12 protein-coding genes are annotated in these 17,555 nt (G+C 47.2%); 10 read left to right on the top strand and 2 right to left on the bottom strand.

The window, feature by feature from the left end; all coding sequences use genetic code 11:
* Positions 1 to 17: 17 nt before the first annotated feature.
* From BC351_RS05600 to BC351_RS05580, 5 genes are all read left to right on the top strand, one after another.
* A complete protein-coding gene (locus tag BC351_RS05600) occupies positions 18 to 899 on the top strand; it encodes a carbohydrate ABC transporter permease (protein WP_079409745.1) in 882 nt (293 codons plus the stop codon).
* A complete protein-coding gene (locus BC351_RS05595) occupies positions 899 to 1,717 on the top strand; it encodes a carbohydrate ABC transporter permease (RefSeq protein WP_244208895.1) in 819 nt (272 codons plus the stop codon). Before BC351_RS05600 ends, BC351_RS05595 begins: the two co-directional genes overlap by 1 nt.
* Positions 1,718 to 1,767: 50 nt before the next feature.
* Positions 1,768 to 4,788: a discoidin domain-containing protein gene (locus BC351_RS05590; protein WP_079409744.1), complete on the top strand. Its 3,021-nt coding sequence runs from the start codon at positions 1,768 to 1,770 to the stop codon at positions 4,786 to 4,788.
* A gap of 29 nt (positions 4,789 to 4,817) precedes the next feature.
* Positions 4,818 to 6,923, top strand: coding sequence for an alpha-galactosidase (locus BC351_RS05585; RefSeq protein WP_079409743.1), 2,106 nt, complete (start codon positions 4,818 to 4,820; stop codon positions 6,921 to 6,923).
* 686 nt (positions 6,924 to 7,609) lie between these two features.
* Positions 7,610 to 8,107 carry a DUF1648 domain-containing protein gene (locus tag BC351_RS05580; RefSeq protein WP_158081986.1) on the top strand — a complete coding sequence of 166 codons (498 nt, stop codon included), beginning with the start codon at positions 7,610 to 7,612 and terminating at the stop codon, positions 8,105 to 8,107.
* A 6-nt stretch (positions 8,108 to 8,113) separates the two neighbouring features.
* On the opposite strand, the gene corA is transcribed toward BC351_RS05580, so the two are convergent.
* Together corA and BC351_RS05565 are read right to left on the bottom strand one after the other, a co-directional pair.
* Entirely contained in the window at positions 8,114 to 9,064 is a 951-nt protein-coding gene (corA, locus tag BC351_RS05575) for a magnesium/cobalt transporter CorA (protein WP_079409741.1), read from the bottom strand.
* 706 nt (positions 9,065 to 9,770) lie between these two features.
* Positions 9,771 to 11,036, bottom strand: a complete 1,266-nt coding sequence (locus tag BC351_RS05565) for an erythromycin esterase family protein (RefSeq protein ID WP_079409739.1) — start codon at positions 11,034 to 11,036, stop codon at positions 9,771 to 9,773.
* A gap of 495 nt (positions 11,037 to 11,531) precedes the next feature.
* Here BC351_RS05565 and BC351_RS05560 point away from each other — a divergent pair, with 495 nt between their 5' ends.
* The 5 genes from BC351_RS05560 (at position 11,532) to BC351_RS05540 (ending at position 17,385) form a co-directional block, all read left to right on the top strand.
* The gene (locus tag BC351_RS05560) at positions 11,532 to 12,356 is read left to right on the top strand and encodes a response regulator transcription factor (RefSeq protein WP_244208902.1); all 825 of its coding nucleotides are present in this window, start codon (positions 11,532 to 11,534) and stop codon (positions 12,354 to 12,356) included.
* On the top strand, positions 12,346 to 14,166 hold the full coding sequence (locus BC351_RS05555) for a cache domain-containing sensor histidine kinase (RefSeq protein WP_079409737.1): 1,821 nt from the start codon (positions 12,346 to 12,348) through the stop codon (positions 14,164 to 14,166). The genes BC351_RS05560 and BC351_RS05555 overlap by 11 nt, the downstream gene beginning before the upstream one ends.
* Positions 14,167 to 14,216: 50 nt before the next feature.
* Complete coding sequence (locus BC351_RS05550) at positions 14,217 to 15,563, top strand: ABC transporter substrate-binding protein (RefSeq protein ID WP_079409736.1); 1,347 nt, start codon at positions 14,217 to 14,219, stop codon at positions 15,561 to 15,563.
* 78 nt (positions 15,564 to 15,641) lie between these two features.
* Positions 15,642 to 16,526 (top strand): carbohydrate ABC transporter permease, encoded by an 885-nt coding sequence (locus BC351_RS05545; RefSeq protein WP_079409735.1) that lies wholly within the window; start codon positions 15,642 to 15,644, stop codon positions 16,524 to 16,526.
* Between the two features lie 16 nt (positions 16,527 to 16,542).
* Positions 16,543 to 17,385: a carbohydrate ABC transporter permease gene (locus tag BC351_RS05540; RefSeq protein WP_079409734.1), complete on the top strand. Its 843-nt coding sequence runs from the start codon at positions 16,543 to 16,545 to the stop codon at positions 17,383 to 17,385.
* Positions 17,386 to 17,555 lie beyond the last annotated feature (170 nt).

Here is a 17,555-nt window from a genome sequence, read left to right as displayed (position 1 = left end):
AAGAAAGGACGGAATGTATGAAATCTTTGAAACGCACGTGGCAGCTTGAATCCTGGTACATCTTGTTTGTGCTTCCCGGACTGCTCCTCTTCCTATTCGCTGTGGTCGTTCCGCTAGCTATGGGGTTTAAATATTCGTTCACGAACTGGGACGGCTTGTCGGATAAGTTCCGCTATATCGGCTGGGATAACTATGTGCATGCCGTCACGGATAGCGACTTCTGGAGAGCGCTGATCAACACCTTTAAATATGCCATTATTTTGACTCTTCTGGTCAATGTTATAGCTCTGCTGCTTGCTCTTGTTCTGGATCAGTTTCTGAAATTCAGAAACATCTTTCGAACTATTTTCTTTTTGCCTAGCGTGATATCCATTGTGCTTTCCGGTTTTATTTGGAGCTATAACTACAGCAAAGGCTTGCCTAATTTATTTCATTTGTTCGGTAATGACAATGTCACAAGTCCACTGGGCAACCCCAGCTATGCTTTGTGGGGAATTATTGTTATTGCGGTGTGGCAGGGCATCGGGACTCCGATGATCATCTTCATCGCCGGCTTGCAGAATATCCCGGCTGAATTGGTGGAAAGCGCCAAAATGGACGGCGCCGGTGTGCTGCATACATTCCGTCATGTGACGCTGCCGCTGATCGCTCCTTCCGTCACCATCAATATGGTGCTGGTGCTGACAGGCGCCTTGAAGGTATTTGATCTGGTCTATGTGACGACCAATGGCGGCCCTGCATTTTCGACAGATGTCTTATCCACCTTTATTTACCGTGCCTCATTCACCTCGCTTAAGGGCGGGTATGCGACGGCTTTATCGATGATATTTTTCCTCATTTTAGTGGTGGTCACCTTGATTCAATTGCAGATTTTCAGGAAAAAGGAAGTGGAAATTTAGTGAAACAGACGCATGCGATCGTATTTATCTTTATTCTGCTGCTGTCACTGCTCTTTCTCTTCCCGTTCTACGTCGCTATTCTCATGTCGCTGAAGACGAGCCAGGAAACGTTCCTCTCGTTTTATGGGATTCCCTCAGCATTACATGTGGATAACTATGTTCATGCTTGGAATACCTCGCATTATCCGAGAGCGATCATGAATAGCCTGATCATTACGATTGGCTCCGTGCTGTTGATTGTTGCGGTGTCAGCGCTGGCCGGATACTCGATTGCAAGACGCAAAGGGTGGGCGTACCAGCTGATTTTTCTGCTATTTTTGGCGGGGATCATGGTTCCTTTTCAGATTACGGCGCTGCCGCTGTATAAGCTGGGCAAGCTGTTCCATATGATTAATACCCATTGGGGTATTATCTTGATTTATGGCGGAGCGGGCGTACAAACGGGCGTATTTTTCTATAACGGATTCATTAAGGCAATCTCCCGAGAGTTTGAAGAGGCGGCAAAGATTGACGGCTGCTCGGTGCCTGGCACCTTCTTTCGGATTATTTTCCCGCTGTTGAAACCAGTGACCTCGACGGTGATCGTTTTGAATGTTCTATATATCTGGAACGACTTTCTGCTTCCTCTGCTTTTCTTGCAAAAGGATAAGTTCCGCACCATTCCCTTGCAGCAGTATTATTTCTTCGGGCAATACAGCAGCGATTTGAATCTTGCGTTTGCGTATGCCGTAATGGGCATGATCCCCATCGTTGTCTTTTTCCTCTTTATGCAAAAGTTTATTGTCAAAGGAATTACCGCAGGAGCGATCAAAGGGTAAGTCAAGCCTGCGAAACAAGCTTTCTGAAGAAAACTTGGAGGAGGATTTGGATGAAGAAATATGTCGGCCTGATGTTGATTGTGTTCATGTTATTAGGTGGTTTGGTGCCTGCAAGCTATGCAGCCAGTGTATCCATTACCCAGACAGGTCAAGTCGTGACCGCAACGAACGGAGCTTTGACGATTACGTATGATTTGAGTACAGGGCGGGGTAATCTCAGTTCGGCAGGGATAACGATTCTTGCGAATTTTTATTCCGATTATGCGGTGTCGGGAAACGCAACGAGAATCAATTCCTACGATGCGGCTGCACGCACAGCAAGCTGGACATCGATTGGCAGCGATGGATATGGCACCGGAGGCTATAAGCTGACGCTTACGAGCAATTTGAACTCAGGCTCGACGATTGTTTTAAACATCTATCTGTATGCCGATATCCCTTACTTTCTAACAGATATGCAGGTGCAAAAGGGAACGAGCCAGACGCTCGATTTCTTGGAGCCGATCGCTTCTCAGAATCTTGCGATTGCAGCGGGATCGAATAAGAAAGTATTCACGACGCCGTTCACGAACAATAACGATTTTGGCGTTGCGCCTGTGAATGCTTTTGGCAGCTTTACTGGAACAAGCTATTGGGTAACGTCGGTGTTCGATGATACGACCAAAAATGGTTTCGTTGCCGGCGCGGCAACAGTGAAGAATTGGGTCAGCGCGCAGTATCTCGCCCCTGCTTCGACAGCGAACGGGAATTTAACGGGCTTCTCGGTCTATAACAATGGCGGCAAGCAAAGCGGAACGAGCGTATCCAGCGATAAGTTTTTTCTTGGCTATTATACAGATTACCGTACAGGGCTTGAGGAATTTGGAGCCAAGTACAATGTAGGCGAACCTCATCTAACATGGAGCGGCGGAGTTCCGATCGGCTATAACAGCTGGTATGCCTTGCGATTTGATGATTTGACCGCAGAAAATATGTATCCGTTGGTTGATTATGTAGCGAATAATATGCAAAGCAAAGGCTATCAATATGTCAATCTGGATGCAGGCTGGGAAAACGGTGATGGCGATTGGACGCCGAATGCTGCCAAATGGCCCGTGAAGGTCGCTGGAGAGAATCCGATGAAATCGTTCACCAATTATGTGCACAGCAAAGGATTGAAGGCGGGCACTTACATCAATCCATTCAGCGTAGAGTCCAATTTCTTGGACACAACGATTCCGAATACCAGCTATACGTTCAGGCAGGCTGTTCTCAGGGATACGTCAGGCGCGCTTAAGACGACCTATATCGGTACTTATGCGCTGGATACCACGCATCCAGGCACACAGCAATATTTGCGGGATTCGATTCAGCGCTATATCGATTGGGGATTCGATTATATCAAGGCCGATTTCCTTGATTTCGGTTTGTACGAAGGCAATCATTATGACAGCACCAAAAATGGCATGCAAGCCTATCGCTTAGGGATGGGAATCTTGAAGGATAAAGTGTTGGCCGCCGGTCGTCCGATTTTTATCGACGAATCGATTTCACCGCTTCTGCCAGCGGCATTCGCTCATGGCCGCCGATTGGGCTGCGATACAGAGCTTGGCGTGACTGGCGGCGGTACGACGTATACAGGGTATGAACGGCAAGCTTTCAATGCCGCTGCCTCTTGGTTCTCCAACGGGACGATTTGGCAGTATAACGATGGCGATATGGAAATGGTCGATAATCTATCTGGCAATGGCAGCAATCGTTATGATAAAAATCAAGCCCGGCTGTTAACGAATGCCGTGGCATTAGCAGGCGGCCACTGGCTAGTCAGCGAGCAGCTGTCTGTCGTGCCGGATGATAAGATGGACATTTTTCGAAATAGCAAATTGCTGCAAATTTCCCAATTAGGGAAAGCGGCGAAGCCGGTCAGCATGACCAATTTCTATGCTGGCGGCGAACATTCACCTTCCCAGCTTTATCTAACGGATACGAATGGGGATCGGATCGTAGGTCTTTCCAATTGGGCAAACACAGGAGCTTCGATGACAGTGACTTTTGCCGATCTCGGCTTGAGCGCCACTACGCCTTATTATGTCAGCGACTTGTATAAAGGGATTAGCTTGGGGACGTTTACAGGCAGCTACACGCAAAGCTTCGCTGATGCGGATGCAACGATGATTGCCATCTCCGCAGCGAACCCGTCACTGCCCTCAGCGCCTGTGAATATATCGTTAGGCAAAACAGCGACGGCTTCCTCCCTGTGGTCAGTGGGGTATGAAGCCTCCAAAGCGAATGACGGCAGCATGGCGACCCGCTGGAACAGCGCTTCCGGTCAAGTGAGCAACCAATGGCTGGAAATTAATTTCGGAGCAAGCACAACGGTGAACCGTGTAACGCTTAAGGAATATGGCCAGCGGGCAACCCAGTACCAACTGCAGGCGTGGAATGGAAGCAGCTATGTCAACCTTGTGAATGGGAACAAGCTTGGCTTTGAGAAGGAAATTAATTTTGCGGCTGTAACGACGACCAAGCTGCGGATGAATATCCAGTACGCATCGGCAGAGCCGTCGATATTTGAATTCGAGGCGTTTCAAGTCAGCGGAAACTCAGGCGCTGTTGTGGATCAAGATGATAGCGGCGCATCTTTCAGCCCTTACCACGACCTGCGGGGCCAAATTCAGCGTATGCAAGTATTCAAGCCAAGCACAACGAATGTGCCAAGAATTGATATTTACAGCTATAAGAACGGATCGCCCAAAGGTCCGCTCACGATCGACATCGTAGCTCTGGATGCAAGCTTGAATCCGACGAGCCGACTGTTTACAACGACCATTTTGCCGGTTAATTTCCCTACAACAGTCAGCTTAATTCCGATTTATACGAGGCTGACCGGATTGACGGCGAATGGCAATTACGGCATCATTTTGCGGTCGCCTTCGACGGTTGAATCCGCCGCGAACAACTATTTTGGTATGGCTTATAGCGATAGCAACCCCTATGCGAATGGGATGGAGAGGCTTTCTATCGATGGCGGAGTTACATGGACAACGGAAAACAGCGGAAATCGCGATTTGCAATTTACCGTCTATAAGTAAATGAAATAAACAGATGAGGGTGTTGGTTCATGTCGATAGTTTATCATGAAGACTTGCGATTATTCGAAATTCAAATGCGCACGACCTCCTACGTGTTTGGCTTGAATGACAAAGGGGTCCTGCAGCAGATTTATTGGGGAGATGCCATTGATGCGCGCGAATGCGCGCATCTTCTGCAAAGCCGTCATCACAGTTCCTTTGACGCAGAAGTGGATAGGGAAAAGGAAGAATACGGCGGTCATGGCGGAAGCAGCTATGTAGAGCCGTGCTTGAAGGTTAGGTTCCAAGATGGCGTCAGAGATTTGAAATTGGCCTACACGGGGTTTGCGATTGAGCAGGATACACTCCGAGTAATTCTCAAAGACGTTCATTACGATCTAATCGTCAATTTAACTTACAAAGTCATTCACGAGCATGATTTGATTGAACGGACTGCCGAGGTTGTCAATCAGAGCGACACGGAAGTCGTCATCGAGCAAATGATGTCCGCAGCCTGGTCTTTGCCCACTCTTCCAAGCTATCGTCTGACTCATGTGTCGGGAAGATGGTCCGGAGAGTTTCAGCTCAGAGACACCCTGCTGTCGGAGGGCAAGAAAACCTTGGAATCCAGAAGAGGCTTCACGGGGCCCCATGCGAATCCATGGTTTGCTGTGGATAATGGGAAGGCAGACGAAGTTTCCGGCAAGGTGTGGTTTGGCGTTCTGGGCTGGAGCGGCAACTGGAAAATCGTTGCGGAGAAAACCAACTTTAATCATGTGCGGGTTGTTGGCGGCATGAACGATTTTGACTGTCCGATTCTGCTGCAAGGTGGGGAGTGCATAACGTCCCCGTCTTTCATCGGCGGCTATACTTCGCGGGGCTTCGGTGACATGAGCAGGCAGCTTCACAGTTATCAGCGAGCTTTCGTTTTTCCTTCGCAGGCTCATCGCAGGGTACTGTATAATTCGTGGGAAGCGACGTACTTCCAAGTGGAAGCCCAAGGGCAAATGGAGCTGGCGCGATCGGCTGCGAAGCTTGGCGTAGAGCTTTTCGTTGTGGATGACGGCTGGTTCGGCAGCAGAAACAGCGATCAGGCAGGTCTGGGGGACTGGCATGTGAATGCCGAGAAGTTTCCGAATGGGCTTCAGGAGCTGATTGATGAAGTCACCAGCCTTGGCATGGACTTCGGCATCTGGGTTGAGCCTGAATCTGTCAATCCTGATAGCGATCTGTACAGGAAGCATCCGGATTGGGTGTATCAATTCCCGACCAGAGAGGGCACCCTGCAAAGGAATCAATTGCTGCTTAATTTGGGCAAGACGGAAGTGAAGCAGTATATTCTCGATTTCATGACGGAGTTATTGAGCAGCTACAGCATCACTTTTATCAAATGGGATATGAATCGCACCTTGACAGAAGCAGGGACAGCCGATGATATCCAGAATCCTTATCATGCCGTATGGGTGAAGCATGTGCAGAGCTTGTACGAAATTTGGGCTGAGCTGAGGACAAAATTCCCCCATGTCGAATTCGAATCCTGCGCGGGCGGGGGCTCCAGAATCGACTTGGGCATTCTTCGATATGCCGATCAGGTATGGCCAAGCGACAACACGGATGCTTTTGATCGCCTGCGTATTCAGGAGGGCTTTGCTTACGTGTATAGTCCGCAAGTGATGATGTGCTGGGTTACTGAGTCGCCGCACAGCTTGAACGGAAGGAGCCTTTCGCTGGCCTTTCGCTTCCACAGCGCCATGATGGGAGGACTCGGGATTGGGGCCGACTTGAAACTGTGGTCGGAGGAGGAAATGCAAGAAGCTGCCGCTTATATTGCCCAGTATAAAGAAATTAGACACATCATAATGGCGGGTCATCAGTATCGCTTGCGATCGCTGAGAGATTCGGATGTGGCTGCCGTTCAATATGTAAGCAAGGACGGGGGCGAAGCGGTTGTGTTTCTATTTCTGCATGCGCAGCAGTTTGGCAATTCGCTGCCGAGTATAAGCCTACAGGGCTTGGAGCCGAATGCCGATTATTTGGTGCATGGCTTGGAGCAGGAGCCGGTTCGATTCAAAGGTAAAAACTTGATGCATGTGGGCTTGAATCCTAAGTTAACAGGTGATTATGACAGTGCTCTCATTCGGTTGCAAAGAGTGTAGCGTGGAAATATTTGCTCGAGTGAAAAATTGCGAACCTATGCCCAAGGGGCTAGGTTTTTTACTTATTTTGACCGTTGTGCAGCGGCCTGTCAGCCTCTATATCGATAAGTGAATGCTGGAGCGTTAATCAATTCACCGGTGAAGATATTCCGAAGGAAGTCATATTAGCCCTGCTGGATGATGCCAAGTCCATTCAAACGGAACTACGTTCCTCTATTTTGCTGGAATCGGCGGAATTTCTGCTGAAGAGGAACTGTGTTCCTCTATTTGGGTGGTTTTGATGTTAGACTTTCAAGGTATTATCGTGTTTTTGGAGGAAATAAGGGAACGTAGTTCCGCTACACCTTCATTTTCCCCACTTTTGTCACAAATAGCGGATCGTAGTTCCGTTTCATCGAAATCTTGCTCGTGTTTTACTGCTGATTATGCGATTCCGGTTCGCAGGGGTCAGATCGAGGGTCCTCTGAAGGTATGCGGTACTTTGAGCGCGGACTGGGTGAGTTGAGAAGTGCAATAGTCGAAGACTATAATAAGATGAAGGCAAACTAGGACGACAAAGAAACATGCGGTTCATGCAGGTAAGCTGCAAAAGTAAGATCGGCAAACTAGTGTCTATTGCAGCACACTATGTTGGCCGCTATTATGCATCAAGCCAAGAAGGTAGTCCAAAGAGGAGGGTGATTTCAATGCTTCACACGAATAGGCCGATACTTCAAATCCCCAAGTCAAAATTAGAAATTATCCACAACGTGATATCTGTCTGTCTCATCATTTTAACGTTTGCTTATGTGGTTTGGGCATGGTCTAACTTGCCGGAACGGTTTCCTACGCATTTTGATTTGACGGGCAAGCCAAATGGTTGGGGTGGCAAAGGAAGCTTGATCTTTCTGCCCATTCTCAGCCTTGTTATTTATGCTGGACTTACATGGCTGCGCCGAATTCCTCATCAGTTTAATTATTTGAAAGAAATTACGCCGGCCAATGCGCAGGAACAGTATGTCATCGCCATTAAGATGATCAGCTGGTTGAAAGTGCTTATCTTGCTGCTATTTGGCTACATTGAATGGATGATAGTACATTCCGCTTCGGGTCAAGATCCCAGCTTGGGCTTGTTGCCTGTGTTCCTGCTGGCGCTCTTTGGTATCATTGCTTTCTATATCGTGAAATCTGTAAGGAAAGCATAATGTTTTTTATTTGAACCATCCTTTTTTTCGAAACCAGAGAAACATTCCGAAGCCAATGCCAAACATGATCAGAAGGATAAGGAAATATCCCCACTTCCATTCCAGCTCAGGCATATGAGCGAAATTCATGCCATAAATACCGGCAATGAAGGTAAGCGGCATGAAAATCGTCGTGATGACGGTTAACGTTTTCATAATATTGTTCATGCGGTTGGAATTCAATGATATGTAGCTGTCCCGCATATCTGCGGTCATATCGCGATTGGATTCGATCATTTCCGAAAGCTTGAGCAGATGGTCGTGGATGTCGGTGAAAAAGACGAGATGTCCCCGCAAGTGATCAATTCGCTCCGTATTAATGACCCTATACAGCAAATCGCGCATCGGCACGATCGTACGGCGCAGCTTCAGCAATTGTGCTCTGATTTCGAAAATATGGCTCATCAGCACTTCCGTGGCTTCCGAATTCAAATTGTTCTCAATATCGTCGAGTTGATCCTCGATCTGGTAGACGCTGGGGAAATACTGATCGACAAGATTGTCCAGCACGAGATAGGCCGCATAGATGTGGCCTTCCTTGCGCAGAGCTTCCTGTTCGGATACCCGGCTCCACGCATCCTCAATTTCCCTGGATTCATGCAGATGAAAGGTAACAATATAGTTGCTCCCCAGAAACATGTCCACCTCTTCCGCGGCTAATGTCTTCGCATTAATGGCATGCATGACGAAGAAATGGACGTCCTCATAATGGTCCATTTTGGGCCGCTGCAATAAATAAAAGCAATCCTCAATGGCCAATGGGTGGAAGCCAAAAGGATCCTTTAGATGCTTAGCTTCTTCCTCGTTGGGATTATGAAAATCGACCCAATACCACTGAATGTTGGGGTCGGCAAGCTGATTTAGGGGAACATCGTGAAGGACTCTGTAATCCTTGGTAATGGCAACTGAACGAATCATATCTAAAACTCCTAGATGGATATTATTTTCATTGCTTGTTTTGTTTTATTTTACCATACAAATTGGGGAGATTAGAATGTTCAGGCTCCAAACACGATCAACAGCTCTCCATAGGCTGACTCAAATAAGGTGGATGACTCCACCGACTTTGGAATACCTGCAAAAGTGCAGTTTTTTTCAGCGAAATGATGCGGAAAAGGGGGAAAGCCTGCGATTGTGCAGGCTTTCTCAGCTATTTCACCATGGAATGCAGATTAATCCTCAAAAGGATGCACAATCGCAGGAATTTACTGGTTTGGGCTGTGTGGTGAGCAAAAAGGATGCACAATTGCAGGAATTGGAGGGGGCTAGTGGATAGGGCGATGTTATGAGCAAGAAGGATGCACAATTGCAGGAATTGGAGGGGGCTAGCCGAAAGGGCGATGTTATGAGCACAAAGGATGCATAATTGCAGGAATTGGAGGGGGGCTAGTTGATAGGGCTGTGTGGTGAGCAAAAAGGATGCACAATCGCAGGAATTGGAGGGGGCTAGTGGATAGGGCGATGTCGTGAGCAAAAAGGGTGTGCAATTGCAGGATTAGAGGAGGGGGGCGAGCGGATAGGGCGATGTTATGAGCAAAGAGGATGCATAATTTCAGGAGTTAGTGGGCCTAGTCGCCCTAGCGGCCTTTCGGCCGATAGAGCTACTAGGCTGTAGGGTCTGAGATCAAACCAACACATTGTTGATCGCAAGCGGACGAAGCGCATGGCTTTCGTCCACATGCACGAAGGCGTCGTACCGCCGCGCCATGAGCGAGGGGACATAGTTCCCCCGCTCATAAGACGGGTGGTACACGACACCAATGGCACGATGCCCCAGCGCCTCGTGCCCAAGGACAGGATCCTCCTTGCTGAGCAGGAGGATCTGATCATGCGCGCCGGCGCGATGCATAAGCTCCTCCCAGCTGCCCGGCTGAGCTGGGGGTACCTGCATCGTCGCCATCGGCGCGCCCCAAGCTGAACCGGCGATCACGGTGCCGGTGTAAGTGCCGAAGCCGATGGCGAACACATCGGCTTCGCCGTGCGCTTCGCGCACGAGCTGGCCGACGTTGACCATGCCGTCGGCCAGCATGTCCGTTGCACGCGCATCGCCAATGTGCGTGTTGTGCGCCCAGACGATCACTTTGGCGTCTGGGCCGTGGAACGCAGCGAGGCGGCGCAGCGCCTCGACCATGTGGCGATCGCGGATGTTCCACGAATCCGCGTCATGACGGACCATCGTGCGGTAGTAATCCTCGGCGTTCACGGCAACCAGCGCGTTTAATTCCGCGCTGAGAGCCGCTTCGCCGTCGGTGTGATCCCGCACGCGCTTAGCGTGAAGCGAAGCAAGCAGCTTCACAACCTCATCCTTGCAGCTTTCGCCATAGAAAGCCGCGGAAGCACCGTAATTTTGCCCCTCTTTTTCATAAGCGTCGAAACACTCAAAAGCTTTGCGTGCCGAAGCTAGCTGCTCTGGCGTACCTGTTTCCAGCAAATAGCGTTCAATTTCTTCTAAGGACTCCCATAAACTATAGACATCAAGTCCATAGAATCCGACCCGCTGATCGACAGGTTTATCTGTGTTGTGCTGCCTTAGCCAGGTAATCAGCTCGGCAGCTTCCTCATTTGCCCACATCCAGGATGGCCAGCGATGAAAGGCTGCAAGATTAGCGTGAGCACTTGGCTTTGCAGCCTTATCTTGCTTCACATAGCGATTAATCTCATAACAGGAAGGCCAATCGCCCTCAACCGCAATAAATGAGAATCCTTTTTTTTCAATTAAGGCACGGCTCAGCTCCATGCGCAGCTTATAAAATTCGGATGTGCCGTGCGTAGCTTCGCCAAGCAGAACATACCGCTTATCACCAATTGCGTCAATAAGTACATCCATATCTTCCGGGGTGTTCAAGCGTACCGCTTGCTGTTTGATTTGTTGCACAATGGCGTCTTCCATACTCACAGGTTTTGCTCCTTTGTCATATCCATATTTCAACAATTAGCATTAGTATGCGCAACTTGGTTTCATGTATTGCAGCTTATGTTTCATAATTATTTGTAACACAATTGGAACATTCCAGTTACACGCCTCTAACATTGGTAGGGTAATATAATAAGCATGACCCCCCTTTTTTAATATAAACTTTGGATCTGGCCCCGGTGGCTAGATCCCCTTTTTTTATTGGTGTAAGGAGAAGCGGGGAATTGGTTACGCACATCCTGTAATTTGTAACACAAATACAATATTACCGTTACACTCCGATAACATAAGTGGCGTATGATACGAAGTAAGACCCCCTTTTTTAATATAAACTTTGGACCTGGCCCCGTTGGCTAGGTCCCTTTTTTTGTGCAATCGAGGCGAAATTGTTAATTTAGTGATTGAACTATCTGCCGAAAACAAAGATAATTAACTCACTTGCTTCAAGTGGGAGGAACTTATGTGATTAGGATGATTATTGCCGATGATGAACATATCACCCGCATGGGCTTGCAGTCCCTAGATTGGGAGGAAGAAGGCTTCGAGCTGGCTGGGCTGGGCGCCAATGGTCTAGAAGCTCTTGCGCTGATTAGAAACGTAAAGCCAGATCTCGTTCTGACGGATATCAAAATGCCAGGCCTAGACGGATTAGCGCTCATGGCGTTGATGCAGGCCGAGCAGCCAGCGATCAAGTGGGTGTTTATTACTGCCTATCATCAGCTGGATTATGCGATGGCTGCGATCAAATTAGGCGCAGTTGGGTTTGTTTTGAAGCCAACGGATCCCGATGAAATTATGGCTGCCTGCCGCAAAGCGAAGCAAGCTATTGAAGAGGATCGCCAGCGTGAAGCGATAGAGCTTGGACTTCGTCACCAACTGAAGGAATATTCGTTTACGCTGCAGGGGATGTTGGTGCCAGACCATGAAGTTTCCAAACACAATGAAGTGATTGCGCTTATCATGGATGAAATCGAGTTGAATTATCAGCACGAAATGACGATTGCCAAGGTAGCTGACAAGCTTCACTATCATCCTGACTATTTGAGCCGTTTATTCAAGAAAGAAACCGGCGAGAATTTCTCGGATACGTTAACCCGGATTCGCCTGCAGAAAGCGATGGATATGCTGGCAGATCCGCAAAGAAAGGTTTTTGAAATTGCCAGTCAGGTAGGCATTCGAGATGCCAGATATTTTGGACAATTGTTCAAAAAATATTTCGGACAAACGCCGAACGATTTTCGCAAGATGCTATTTGTTCGTTCTGATGAACGAGGTGATGCGCTAAATGATAAGTAAGCGGCCTATACAAAGATTGCGGCAATGGATTCTGGACATGAAGATTCAAAAAAAGCTGTTGGTGTCTTTTCTCATCCTGAACCTCATCCCTTTGACGATGATCGGGACATTGACGTATCAGAAATCCCGATCACTTATACAAGAGAAAACAAACGCTTACACAACGGATCTGCTGACAGAAGTAAGCAAAAATATTGAATTCAAGATGAAGGAAGTCAAACGGCTTTACTATTCTCTTTTTACCAACAAGGAAGTGCGGGATGCCCTTAAGAAAGCCAATTTGGGCTTCCACAATCAATTGGAATACTTGGATGAAATCAATAAAATCAAGCAGATTTTGGATGGCGCGATCATCGATAGCGAAGACGTTCAGGATATTAGTTTGTATGGGCTAAATAAGAATGTGTTCCCATCCGGGAACGCGGTCAGCTCCAGTAACGGAGATGCTTTCAACGTACATGCGCTGGACGAGAATGAAGGGAATTTAGTGTGGATGACGACGGATCCCGAACAGCTTACAATTACAGCCGGAAGTTCGCTGTTTGACGTGGGGAATTTGCTGAAAATCGGCTATTTTGAGCTGCATCTGAAGGAAGATGCGCTTTATTCAGTTTTTGCTCAGACGAAATTAAACAGCGAAGGGGAAATGTATATTGTTAATCAAGATGGAAGGATTATTTCCCACGCCAATAAATCATTGATTAATACGATCCCTGCGTATCCGTATATGAGCCGCGTCTTGCAGGGACCTGAGCAGGATCATACGACCGAGATGATGGACGGGATCAATTACGTGATTACTTATCATGCGGTTGGCAACACGGATTGGAAAATCGTCAGCGTTATTCCTGATGCGAAATACTCCCAAACGTCAATTGTTTTGAAAAATTGGATGTTCATCATCCTCATCATCTGCATCGTATTCGCCATTTTGCTTGCTTACGTGGTTTCCAACAGTATTTCTAAGCCGATTCGGCAGCTTTCTGCGATGATGAAGGATGTCGAGAAGGATCGTTTTGACATTCAATTTAATTATAATTCGCGCAATGAGATTGGAATGATGAGCCGGAATTTCAACCGGATGATTGATCGGATTCATCATTTGATCAATACCGTTTACCAAGAGGAGCTGCTGAAGCAGCAGTCGCAATTAAAATATTTGATGTTCCAGATTAACCCGCATTTCCTCTTTAATACACTGGAAACGATCAATTGGCTTGCGAGGATGAAGAACGTTCCTGAGGTTGGCAAGCTGTCCAAGGCGCTGGGGGATCTCATGCGGGAAGGGATCAAGGGCAAGGAATATATTTCGCTCGACAAAGAACTCGACAACGTCAATAAGTACGTTTATATCCAGCAATATCGGTATGGCGATAAATTTACGATTACGGTGGAGATGGATGAGATGGCTCTGCCCTTGCTGGTCCCGCGATTTATTCTGCAGCCATTAGTAGAAAATGCGATTGTTCATGGCATGGAAATGAAAATTGAACAAGGCGTAATCGATATTCGCGGTTTTTTTGATGAGCAGACTTTTGTTATTACGATTCGAGATAACGGCAATGGGATTGAAGCCGAGCGGCTTGCGCAGATTCGGGAGAATCTAAATGTGACTATGGAAGATTCCGGCATGGGCATCGGTTTAATCAATGTGCATCAGCGGGTGCAGTTGTATTACGGAAAGGAATACGGCTTGCAGGTGGAAAGTGTCGTAGGTGAGGGAACCTTGATAACAGTCATTTTGCCAAGAATAGATGAAAGAGGTCAGCAGATTCAACCAACAAGTAAGGAGCGCCGCATACCCGTTTAAACCCAGATCAACTAAGCTTAGATCGTACAACATAACAGAGGAGGGTTTACATGAAGAAGGTTAAAAAGGTTTCGGTTATCCTCGCAACGGTATTGGCATTAACGGCTGTTCTCTCTGCTTGCGGAACTGAAAAAACAGGGGACACAGCCGCCAAAGTCAGCAATGCTCCCCAAGCAGGCGAAGCATCGGCAAAGCCCAAAGATAAAGTAAAGATGAAGGAGTTCGACTGGCTGGAGCCGGAAAATAAGGGGATCAATATTCAAAAGGATCTATTAGCCGAATTCAATGCCCGAACAGATGTAAACGCTACCTTTGAAGTATCTCATCTGCCGAGCACACCCTTTTATCCGAAATTGAATGCCCAGATCGCCGGAAATGAAGCACCGGACGTGTTCACTCTTCATGCAGCCGGCAAAATGAAAACGTATGCGGATTCAGGCAAAATCTTGCCGCTCAACGAATTTCTCGATAAGGATAAGGCATGGAAGGACAGCTTTATATCTGGAGCGTTCAACTTGCTAACCTTTAATGACAAAGTCTACGGCGTTCCTGTTAATTTTGCAGCAGCGACGATGTATTACAATAAGGACATTTTCAAACAGTATAATCTTGAAGTGCCTAAGACGTACGACGAGCTGAAGAATGTAATTGATGTGTTAGTCAAAAATAAAGTGACCCCGATTGCCATGGGCGCCAAGGATGCTTGGGTAAGTGCTTTATTCAGTGAATTCGTAGCGAATCGAATTGGCGGCGATGCCCCGTTTAATGCGTTGATGGATGGCAAAGGAACATGGCTCGACCCTTCCTATATCGAAACCGGCCGTGTTCTGCAAGAGTTAACCAAGATGAAGGCGTTCCCTGAAGGATTCCTCAGCATTGACAACAGTGCGATGACGACGATGTTCCAAAATGGTCAAGCCGCTATGATGGTGACGGGCAGCTGGGCGATCAATACGCTGGTGAATATGGATTCTAAAGTCAAGGATTCCGTGGGTATTGCCAAATTCCCAACCTTCCCGAATGGGAAAGGGGATATCGACACTTGGCTGGGTCAGCCGGCCTTTAACTTGGTCATCAGCTCAACAGCCAAAGATAAAGATGCGGCCGTGAAATATTTGAAAGCCTGGTCGGAAGAGAAAATACAAAAGCGCGTTGGGGAAGAGCAAGGTGACATCCCAGCTATCAAAGTGACGCTAGATCCGGCCAAAGTGCCAGCCTTAAGCAAGGATTTGAAGGATCAAATGTCGACCATGAAGGGGATGTTCATCTTCTATGATGTGGGACTTGGCGCGAAGATCGGCGACGAATACAACAACACGATTCAAGCTATTCTAGCGGGCAAAGCTCCGGAAGAAGCATTCAAGAGCTTGCAGGCTTATACGGAGAAAAATCGTTAGGGCCCATCGAAAGCTGATTGTGAGGGGGAAGCTTGGCTTCTCCCTTTTTTTATCAAACCAATAATGGAGTGGTTGCATATGGATAAAATGCTGAGAAGAGGCTCGACCATTGCATTTTTCATTTCCCCAGCGCTGTTTTTATATTCGGCTATTGTGTTTATTCCCATTCTCGCGTCGATTTATTTAAGCTTTTACAATTGGGATGTTTTGAATCCAATGAAGTTCATAGGGCTTGATAACTATACCCGGATGTTCTCAGATGATGATGTATTTTTCGTGACGATACGCAACATCTTGTTTCTGCTGGCCACTAGCTTGATCATTCAACTGCCGTTTGGATTTTTTCTGGCTTTGCTCCTGACGGGCAATGTGCGGGGAAAAGATTTCTTTAAACTTGTATTCGTGATGCCCGCTTTCTTATCTAGCGTCGCAGTAGGTATGATGTGGACATTTATATATAATCCGCAGATCGGTATTATTAATCACTTGTTGGATGGGCTTGGACTGAGTTCACTTAAGCATCTGTGGTTATCTGATCCCCAAACGGTGATGTGGGCAGTGACAATCGTTGTATCCTGGCAGTTCATCGGATATACCATGATTCTGTTCATTGCTGCGATTCAAAATATTTCCGAGGAAATCTTTGAAGCTGCGCGCTTGGAAGGCGCGACTGGATGGAAATTGGTGTGGCATATCACGCTTCCGCTGCTTAAACCGATTATCAAAGTTAATACGATATTGATCTCTATCGGGTCTTTGCGGTTTTTTGACCTTATCTATGTGATGACGGGCGGTGGTCCTGCCAACGTTTCCCAGACATTGGTGGGGTATTTGCAAAAGCGTTCCTTTGCGCAGATGGAATATGGCTACGGCAATTCCTTATCTGTCATCCTGCTGCTGATGTGTTTAATCGTTACATTTGCTATCAATCAAATCATTCCTACCAAGGATCTGGATGATTAAGGAAGGAGGTGCCCGCATGGGGAGCAGCTCAAAGCCGATTCGTCAGCTGCAAAATGTGTTCATCTATTTATTTTTGGGAATAGGCGCTTTGGTCTATTTGTATCCGTTGTTTTGGCTTATTGTCAATTCGCTGAAAAAAACGCCGGAAATATTCGAACGACCGTGGGAGCTTCCGCTTCACTGGTTATGGGGCAACTACATTAATGCATGGTTCACGGGGGGAACCGGAAGGTATTTTTACAACTCCGTTCTTGTTACGACTGTCACTTTGCTTCTCGTTTTGCTGCTTGCATCGATGGCGTCTTTTGCCATTGTTAAATTGAAATGGAAGGCATCCAAGGGGACATTGGTCTACTTCATGATCGGATTGATGGTTCCTCTGCAAGCAACGCTCATTCCATTAGTTATTTTCTTCTCCAAAATAAATCTGATGAACTCACAAATCGGTTTGATTTTGATTTATGTTGCCTTTGCGCTGCCTACAGCTGTGCTTGTGCTTAGCGGGTTTATGAGCGCTATTCCCAAAGAAATTATGGAAGCGTCAATCATTGACGGCTGCTCGCTGTACGGGGTATTTGGGCGAGTTCTGATGCCATTATTGATCCCGGCGTTAATGACCGTAGGGATTATCAGCTTCGCAGGTATTTGGAATGAACTGCTGGTAGTACTCACGTTCATCAACGATGCCAAAAAGATGACCCTTCCAATTGGACTTTTGAATTTCCAAGGGCAGTATGCAACGGATTTCGCGCCCATGTTTGCCGCCATTGTGATGACTACAATGCCATCGATTATTGTGATTTCGATTTTTAATAAGCGTATTATTTCGGGAATCACAGCAGGTTCGCTTAAAGGTTAGTCAGCTTCGCTGAGCGACAAGCTAAAGAATACCGGGTCTCAGACTGGTTAGAGAACAAAGTAGTGGAAGGCTGCTTGAAGTAGAATTGAAGAGGAATAGGTGTGAGGGTGGAAGGTGCTTTGTGGTGTGCCGCTTGTGAAATCGTGTTTATACCGATTGAAACCCCACAT

The sequence above is a fragment of the Paenibacillus ferrarius genome (assembly GCF_002027705.1).
GTDB classification, from domain to species: domain Bacteria; phylum Bacillota; class Bacilli; order Paenibacillales; family NBRC-103111; genus Paenibacillus_E; species Paenibacillus_E ferrarius.
Note: the sequence above shows the minus strand (reverse complement) of the source record. Positions and strands in the feature narration are given on the sequence as shown.